The sequence below is a fragment of the Metabacillus herbersteinensis genome (assembly GCF_042433335.1).
Lineage (GTDB): Bacteria > Bacillota > Bacilli > Bacillales > Bacillaceae > Metabacillus > Metabacillus herbersteinensis.
The window spans coordinates 1-8,884 of record NZ_JBHLVO010000057.1; the positions used below are offsets into that span (position 1 = coordinate 1).

General features: G+C 34.9%; 8 protein-coding genes and 1 pseudogene. 8 read left to right on the top strand and 1 reads right to left on the bottom strand.

Annotated elements, in window-relative coordinates:
• Nucleotides 1-299: 299 nt before the first annotated feature.
• Nucleotides 300-470, bottom strand: a pseudogene (locus tag ACFFIX_RS27090) (O-methyltransferase); the annotation flags it as partial.
• Between ACFFIX_RS27090 and ACFFIX_RS27095 the strand changes: the two are divergent.
• The 8 genes from ACFFIX_RS27095 (at nucleotide 415) to ACFFIX_RS27130 (ending at nucleotide 8,596) form a co-directional block, all read left to right on the top strand.
• Nucleotides 415-633, top strand: a complete 219-nt coding sequence (locus tag ACFFIX_RS27095) for a hypothetical protein (RefSeq protein WP_378939699.1) — start codon at nucleotides 415-417, stop codon at nucleotides 631-633. The pseudogene ACFFIX_RS27090 and the gene ACFFIX_RS27095 overlap by 56 nt on opposite strands.
• A gap of 246 nt (nucleotides 634-879) precedes the next feature.
• The gene (locus tag ACFFIX_RS27100; RefSeq protein ID WP_378939686.1) at nucleotides 880-2,187 is read left to right on the top strand and encodes a CitMHS family transporter; all 1,308 of its coding nucleotides are present in this window, start codon (nucleotides 880-882) and stop codon (nucleotides 2,185-2,187) included.
• A 190-nt stretch (nucleotides 2,188-2,377) separates the two neighbouring features.
• Nucleotides 2,378-3,979: an ATP-binding protein gene (locus ACFFIX_RS27105; protein WP_378939688.1), complete on the top strand. Its 1,602-nt coding sequence runs from the start codon at nucleotides 2,378-2,380 to the stop codon at nucleotides 3,977-3,979.
• Nucleotides 3,980-3,996: 17 nt separating this feature from the next.
• Nucleotides 3,997-4,692 carry a response regulator gene (locus tag ACFFIX_RS27110; protein ID WP_378939690.1) on the top strand — a complete coding sequence of 232 codons (696 nt, stop codon included), beginning with the start codon at nucleotides 3,997-3,999 and terminating at the stop codon, nucleotides 4,690-4,692.
• A gap of 18 nt (nucleotides 4,693-4,710) precedes the next feature.
• Nucleotides 4,711-5,688, top strand: a complete 978-nt coding sequence (locus ACFFIX_RS27115) for a tripartite tricarboxylate transporter substrate binding protein (RefSeq protein ID WP_378939692.1) — start codon at nucleotides 4,711-4,713, stop codon at nucleotides 5,686-5,688.
• Between the two features lie 207 nt (nucleotides 5,689-5,895).
• Nucleotides 5,896-6,051, top strand: a complete 156-nt coding sequence (locus ACFFIX_RS27120; protein WP_378939694.1) for a hypothetical protein — start codon at nucleotides 5,896-5,898, stop codon at nucleotides 6,049-6,051.
• A 148-nt stretch (nucleotides 6,052-6,199) separates the two neighbouring features.
• Nucleotides 6,200-7,324 (top strand): AbrB family protein, encoded by a 1,125-nt coding sequence (locus tag ACFFIX_RS27125; RefSeq protein WP_378939695.1) that lies wholly within the window; start codon nucleotides 6,200-6,202, stop codon nucleotides 7,322-7,324.
• A 972-nt stretch (nucleotides 7,325-8,296) separates the two neighbouring features.
• The gene (locus tag ACFFIX_RS27130; RefSeq protein ID WP_378939697.1) at nucleotides 8,297-8,596 is read left to right on the top strand and encodes a helix-turn-helix domain-containing protein; all 300 of its coding nucleotides are present in this window, start codon (nucleotides 8,297-8,299) and stop codon (nucleotides 8,594-8,596) included.
• Nucleotides 8,597-8,884 lie beyond the last annotated feature (288 nt).

Here is an 8,884-nt window from a genome sequence, read left to right on the forward strand (position 1 = left end):
AAGACCGGAGTGTGCGGGTTTGGCACATGAGGATCTGAGTGAACGAGCTGACGCAGAGATTTGAAGCTTATCGCAAGCCGACATCCGAGCACGGAAGGTTAAGCTCTCAGCGCCGATGGTAGTTTAAGTGATTAAAGCAACTTCTACTAAGAGCGCCACGTCCTGTGGCAACGAAGAAGTCAGCATATCCATGTGCAAGTAAGGAAGCGTAGAGAAAGAATGATTGCTAATTTACCTTATGAGGATAATACACCGGTGGCTTTTTTTATTTCTTTACTTTTGAAATGGTCATCCCATCACCTATCAAGGCAAATCCCGCTATAGCCCCCAAGAGCACCTATTTCCAATACATTTTTAGCCCCCGAAATTGATGTAAGCATAGTTAAAAGTTTTCCAGAGGAAGGAGATACTGATATGGCTGGCATTCCGTTTTCTATTATGGACGAAATGACTTCCTCCAAAAGAATCAATGTAAATTCAAAAGAAAAGAAATCAATTGTTATTAATACATTTTTAACAACTAAATTCATTCTTGTAATCCCAGTGGCATCAAAATTTTTATTCTCTACCGATGGACCGAATAAAGTAGCATCTTATTTTTTCAGAAGCATTTCTTTGCATGTTGGGCAATAAGTGTCCATAGGGGTCGTTATTTTTGAATGACCTATTCTTCCGCAATTATATTAATTGGTAATGAACTAAATGAACAAAACATCCATAAAAAATTTAAAGGATAGTATTTTGTAAACGATTACAAAAAGGTTTTGGTATTTTATAATGATACTAAATATTCGTAACATTTAGTTGTTTATAACTATGTGATAAATGATTGATTTAAAAAAAGACAGCTTAGAAAGCGCTTTAGGGGGAGGGAATATTATGTTGGCATTTTTAGGTTTTTCAATGATAGTCGTATTTATGTTTTTAATCATCACAAAGCGAATGTCCGCGCTAGTTTCGTTAATTGTGATACCAATCTTGTTCGCGTTACTAGGGGGATTTGGATCTGGAATCGGTGAAATGATGCTAGAAGGTGTAATGCAAGTAGCACCAACTGGTGTAATGTTAATGTTTGCTATTCTTTATTTTGGGATTATGATTGATGCAGGATTGTTCGATCCGCTTGTTTCTAAAATTTTAGTGTTTGTTAAGGGAGATCCATTAAAAATTGTTTTAGGCACGGCTATCCTCTCAATGATGGTAGCACTTGATGGTGATGGAACGACAACTTATATGATTACGGTATCAGCAATGCTTCCACTTTATAAGCGGATCGGAATGAATCCGCTCATTTTAACATGTATTGCAATGCTTTCATTTGGTGTTATGAATATGACTCCTTGGGGTGGACCGACCGCGAGAGCAGTTGCTGCACTACAGCTTGATGTAGGGGATGTGTTTACACCACTTATCCCTGTTATGATAGGTGGGGCGTTATGGACGTTATTTACAGCATTTATTCTTGGAAAAAAAGAGCGTAAAAGATTAGGAATTGCCGAGATCCAATATTCAAAGGATGAGATGCTTGCTTTAAGTCAACAAAGCGCAACTTTAGAATTAGATGGTTATAAGCGTCCAAAACTGTTATGGGTGAATCTAATTTTAACGCTTATATTACTGATTTGTTTGATTACTTCTGTATTACCGTTATCTATTTTATTCATGATTGCATTTGTAATTGCACTTATGATTAATTATCCAAAATTAGATGATCAAAAAGAAAGAATATCTAGTCATGCAGGAAATGTACTTGCAGTTGTTGGGTTAGTATTTGCTTCCGGGGTTTTTACAGGAATTTTATCCGGAACTGAAATGGTTGATGCGATGGCGAACAGCTTAGTTGCAGTAATTCCAGAGTCTTTAGGTTCGTATTTTGCCGTCATTACAGCTGTAACAAGTATTCCGTTTACTTATTTCATGGCAAATGATCCTTACTATTTTGGAGTTCTGCCGATCTTGGCCCAAACTGCGGCATCTTATGGTGTCGATCCAGTAGAGATTGCTCGTGCGTCTGTATTAGGTCAGCCAATTCATGCAATGAGTCCACTAATGGCTTCGGCTTATTTACTTGTTGGTATGGCCGGTGTAGAATTTGGGGATCACCAAAAGTTCATTTTTAAGTGGGCATTAGGATCATGTTTTGTAATGATTGCAATTGCTCTTATTACAGGAGTCATTACCTTCTAAATAGTGCAGCTGATATAGTTATTGGTGTAGCTCATTATAAATTGTTTCCCATACGGTTTAGCTAGAGTTTTTCTCTAGCTCTTTTTTAGTTAAAGGTATTGGTGTACTCTATAGATTAGTATGTAAATATTTTTCTTGAAACCGTAAAGAATATTCAATCAAACTTAATTATAAAAAGGGTTAAATAAATATGGGCAAAAATAAAAGGTATACGTTACAAACAAAAATTCTAGTATTAATTAGCTCGTTAATTCTTTTAATCATTACTCTTCTCGCTAGCATATTTGCCTATTTACAAGCTGTTGATACGAGGAATCAAGTTGAACAATTAGCTTTACAGACAGCAAGGTCTATTTCACTCATGCCTGAGCTTAGAGAAGCGATAGAAAAGAATAATCTAGAAGCTAATTTTCGACCAATTGCTGAGCAAGTGAAAGATCAGGTAAATGCGGCAAATATCTTGGTTGAAAATCGTGAGGAGATCACTTATTCACACTCAAATCCAAATCAAGTTGGTGAGAAGAGTTTAGATCATACAAATTATCACGCACTTATTTTCGGAGGCTCACACAATTTTGAAGTAGATAGGGAAAGTGGTTCTTCCATAATTGGGAAGGTTCCCGTTATGGCGGAATATGGAGATTACAATCGAGTGATTGGATCAGTATCAGTTGAGTTTTTGAAGAAAGACATTTATCAAAACATTTTTAATAGGATCAAAACGATCGCGTTTGCATCATTGATTGTATTAATAATCGGAATCATTGGTGGTATTTTTCTAACAAAAAGTATTAGAAAAGATACATTGGGACTAGAACCGCATGAAATTTCATCTTTATATAGGGAAAGAAGTGCAATCCTTTTATCGATTAAAGAAGGAATTATTGCCATTGATCAAAAAGGTTCATTAACACTGATCAATCATTCTGCAAAGTCCATGTTGAATCTTAATGAGGATGTCATTGTAGGTCAACATATCCAACATGTCCTACCAAATTCTAAATTGGTAGAGGTTTTACAGACCGGAAAAACGATTAATAATAGTGAGATCCCTATTAACGATAAAATGTTTATATTCAATTCAATACCAATCATTGAAAATGAATGTGTCGTCGGAGTAGTGTCTAGTTTCCGTGATAAGACTGAATTAAAAAAACTAATGGATACAATTTCAGAGGTTCGTGAGTATTCAGAGGGATTACGTGCACAAACCCATGAGTACGCTAATAAATTATATTTATTATCAGGATTACTTCAATTAGAACGATATCAGGATGCATTTGAGTTTATTCAAAATGAGTCTACGATTCATCAACATCAAAATAGAATATTATTTAATCAAATTCATGACGCAAATGTCCAAGCTATTTTATTGGGGAAACTTGGGAAGGCGTCAGAAAAGAAAATTATCCTTGAAATTGATGATGATAGTTATGTAGAACCCTTACAAAGTCACATTGAGGTAACCGATATCATTACAATCATCGGAAATCTTATCGATAACGCATTTGATGCTGTAGTTCATCAGAAAGAGAAACGAGTATCTTTTTCGATTACTAGTCTAGGAAAAGATATTATTATCGAGGTAACAGATAACGGAAAAGGAATTCCCGAGGACGTAATAGACTCTTTGTTTTCTATAGGATACTCCTCTAAAGGGGTAAATAGGGGCTATGGTCTATTCAATGTTAAAAGGATTGTGGAATCATTAGGTGGAACCATTGAAATGAGTAATGAAAAAGGTGGAGGGGCTATTTTTACTGTATACCTTCCAAAAATCGTTTTGGAATAATTAAGGAGAGGATCAACATGGTTAAGGTTGTAATCGCAGAGGATGACTTTCGAATCGCACAAGTACAAGAACAGTTTTTACAAAAGGTACCAGGAGTGAAACTGGTTGGAAAGGCTCTAAATGCAAAAGAAACCATGGAAGTCCTCGAAAAAGAAGAAGTAGATTTGCTTCTACTAGATATCTATATGCCTGATGAACTTGGCACAGATTTATTACCGAAAATAAGAGATAACCATCCAACTGTTGATATTATTATGGTCACTGCCGCAAATGATAGAACAATGTTAGAGACTGCTATTCGTCAAGGTGTTTTCAACTATCTTTTAAAGCCAGTAACAATGGAGAAGTTTGTTGAAACCATAGAAGATTATAAAAGGAAGAAAAGATTACTTAACCTTAGCAATGAAGTGGATCAGTCTCTAATAGACCGCTATTTTGGAAAATCAACTCAAGAAGCAATTCGTCAAAATTATCTTCCTTCAGGTGTAGATCGTCTAACTTTACAAAAAGTAAAAGAAGTGATGACTGAACTTAAAGGAGGAGTTTCCATTGAAGAAATGGGTGAAAAGATGGGTGCATCTCGAACAACTGCAAGAAGATATCTAGAGTATCTCGTTTCGATAAATGTCTGCATTCCTAAACAAGATTATGGAATTGTTGGAAGGCCTGAAAGAAAATACTATCTTATTGAAGACGCACGCATTATTGAATAAGGTAAAGAGGTATGTACAATGGGAAGAAAACCACTAATCATTTTCACTCTATTTGTCATGATCTTTTTTGGTTGCTCTTTAAAAGAGACACAAAATCAGGAAATCGTAACAAAGGATGTAACGATCATTGCACCGGGCTCAATTGGTGGCGGCTGGGACTTAACAGCAAGAGCGATGCAAGAAATTTTAATAAGTGAAAAGTTAATTGATGAGGATATTAGCGTAGTAAATAAAATTGGCGCTGGTGGCGAGCAAGGGTGGAAATATACAAAACAACAAAAAGATCATCATGTAGTTGCCATGAATTCAAGTTTACTGATTACAAATCATTTATTAGGTCAAAGTAAGCTAACCTATAAAGATTTTACACCAATTGCTACTTTGGCTACAGAATGGGAAGTTGTGATTGTCTCAAAGGAATCTAGAATAAGCAGTGCCAAACAATTAATGAAGAATTTAAAAGAAAATCCTCACGCATATAAAATTGGAGTTTCCCCACGTTTAGGGAATGATGATCAACTTTCATTTGTATTAGCAAGCAAACAAGCTGGTTTGCAGCCGGCAAACCTTGATTTTTATTTGTATGAGAATAGTAACCAAGTAGTGGAGGCATTATTTAAAAACCAAATAGATGTTGCAACAATGTCTTTATCAGAGGCTAAAAAATACTATGATTCGAATCAAGTAAAGCTACTCGTTATTTCATCCGATAAAAGATTAACCGAACTTCCTGAAATTCCTACATGGTCTGAAGAAGGTATTGATTTAGTTTTTGAGCATTGGCGTGGGATTATGGGGCCACCTAATATGTCAAGGGCAGAAATTGAATATTGGGATACGACAATCGAAAAAATGGTGAGTACCGAAAAGTGGAAACAAACCCTTCAGAAGTATATGTGGAGTGACTTTTATAAGAGTAGTAAGGAAACCTCAATATACCTTGAAGAGCAAAGTAAAATGTATGAAGAATTAATGGGTGTTGATTTGAAAGAATAATGATCCATGAACAATATAAACAAAATAGTATAATTAAATTTAATAAAATAATTATCTGTATTATATACTTTAACATTCTAAAGATTTATGATATTGGCAAAAGTATACGGTTTTTACTTATTGCAGCAAATTCAGATGAACGTATCTTGATGTTTAACTACTATTAAACAACGTTACTTTTTAATTCAATATTGGGGGAACGATAAGATGTGGGTAATAACGGCTTATTCTGATGAAAACATTAGAATGTTTGAATTTGAAGATGAGATCGAGGCAAAAGAATTTATTAAAAGTATAAAAGGAAATAAAATTCTCTCACATGTTATTTATTTTAACGATCAAATTATAGAAGCTGCTATTTAATAAGATAAACAAATTACGAGGCTGACTCAGTTAGATATGTGTAAACTCTCTTCCGTCTTATACAGGTGGTAGTATAGGGGGTTCTACACGAATGAGTCAGCCTCCTATTCGTTACATAATAAGAGAGTAATGGGTAGAGGGAGGCACCATGACTTTTTCATCGATCTCAAGGTTTATTAGTAGAAGGAAACAAAAACAATTTATATTCGTAGAAACTTTTTTATGTGGAATAAGTGGAGGCATTTTATTTACACTACTTGGCTTACCATTGGCATGGATGTTAGGACCTTTAACGGCTGTTTTGATTTGGAAGCTCCTATCAAACCGAAATTCATACTGGCCTGTTAGCCTCCGAAATGGGGGACAGATGTTATTAGGGTACAGTATGGGTCTATCGTTTACGATCGATAGTGCGAAACAGATCGTAAATCAACTACCCTCTATGGCTATTGTTACTGTCCTTATGGTTAGTTTTGGACTAGCTATTGCCTATTTCGTTTCACAATTAACAGGAATTAATATACCAAGTGCTGTAATGGGTACGACACCAGGTGGTTTATCACAAATGGTTGTGTTGAGTGAAGATATAAAGGGAGCAGAACCAACGATTGTTACGTTCATGCAAACGATTAGAATGCTAACCGTTATATTCATTGTACCAACTCTTACAATCCATGCTTTATCGAGTGATGAAACGTTAAACAGTAAACCTTCGTTAGATATGATATCTCAAAATGAATATGGAGGTCTTTTTTACTTTTTTACGGTCATTCCGATAGTCTTGTTAGTTACAACATTAGCTGTTAGATTCAAATGTCCAACTCCTTGGATTATTGGTCCTCTACTTGCATCGGCTATTTTAACTGTAATCGGCCTGGAGACGCCTCAGCTACCGCCAATCCTAACTGTTATTGCACAACTTTGCCTTGGTGTATATTTAGGTTTGGGAGTAAAAGTAAATATGTTAGGTAATTGGAGAAAGTTACTCCCAATTTCATTTATTATGGGATTATTAACTGTCGGGTTTTCCCTAGTGTTAGCTTACGGTTTATATATAGTGTATCCAATAAGTTTGACAACTGCTTTTTTATGCATTGCACCAGGTGGCTTACCCGAAATGGGTGTTACAGCACATACTGTTCATGCAGATGTATCAATGGTTGCATCTTATCAGTTGTTTCGTGTTTTTTTTATTTTGTTCATCGTACCAATCTTTTTGAGACGTGTTTTTGGTAGTCAGGATGTTATCAAAAGGTCGGTAAATACGCTTTAGGTGTGTATTGTAGTAGGATTCGATAAAATCCTAAAAGAAGTAAACAAAATGAACTAAATGTAGCTAAATTTTTTAAAGAAATAAATTTTGAAAACAGTTACATAAGCTTAAAGCTGTACTAGAATAATTGACAGGATATTAAAACGCTTCCAACCTTAATACCTAATCTATTCTAGCCTTAACAACGCACAAAGAAATAGGTTAGTAGTTCTAATATCCTCGTATGTATAAATATTTCTTAAGGCTTTTTGAAAAGTAACGAATGTCTCAAATAAGCAGTAGCAGCTCCAGGTATTTTAAAGAGAAGACATTGAAGTAGCGTCTGTTCATTAATCTCAGAAGCACGGCAGGCTAGCGCTCCAATACACCTAGGAAACAGAGTACTTTGTATTTACCAGAAAAAGTTAGTAAAGTTTAAGGAGGCAGTTGTTTAAGCTGATTTCAAAACTGGAGTTACCCAATAAGATTTATCTAGGGAGAAAATACTCATAACAAGGAATTTATGACAAAGAAACAAAAGTTGATGATGAGAATAATTTTTTAATAATATCTAGGGTCCTTTATTTTGAATTCGGCACAGGAGACACCTGACCTATTCACTCTAAAGGATTTTTTTACTGCCTAAAACTAAAAAATGAAAATTCGTTTAATTTTGAATCATCCTAATTAAGGTACAAACACCCCTAGGAGATTCAATAACTAAGCTTTTTCATGGCAGGTTTATAGAATAAGGTAAACAGTCCTATTAATTACCTGAATTTAAATTGAATAAAAATTAAAAATATTGTATATTTATAACACGAAGAAGTAGGTTGCTTTGAAATGAAATTTGCAGAAGTACCTGGATGCACCATTAATTCACGACTTAATGTTTAAAGCATTTAAGGAATAAAAAGAAGAAGTACTAGCTTCAAGTGCTTTAGAGGAAACGGGTGGCTATATACTAATTATAAATAAAGGGTGATAGATTGAATGATTACTTCAGCAGAAATACAAGAGCTTGTAAGAGCCACAGAAAACAACAAAGATGTTCTCGTATTCCCTAATGATTTACCAATACACCGTCAAGTGAAGGTTAAGAGAATTCATGATAACTTCACTTTGATTGAATTAGCTACCATTCTTGGATGTGGTGTTTCTACGCTGTCAGAAATCGAGAACAACAAACGGAGAATCCCTTACAAACACCGTGAAAGATTGAACAGATATTTGTATCAAGAAATGTATTATGATAAACAGTTTATTCGCTTTGTAGACCACGGAGATGTATGAAATGACAGAATGGAGAATTAGTTCATTCTTCAATAAATTATAACGGGGAAATTGTTTAAATACCCTCTTATATACGAAAATCAGTCCTAAATTAATAATACAATGTTTTGATAAACCGTGATAAGTTGATCTGGTTTTTAACTTCAACTAATGGCCTCATGGCTACCTAACTAGTGTCCTCTGCAATTTGGTGTTTTTGTCAACATTAAATTGAGCCAGAGCGATCACTTTAAAAGTGAGCCACTTCATCTTTAGTAGCTCCCATTAGTGGGAGGAATTGGGTGTTTG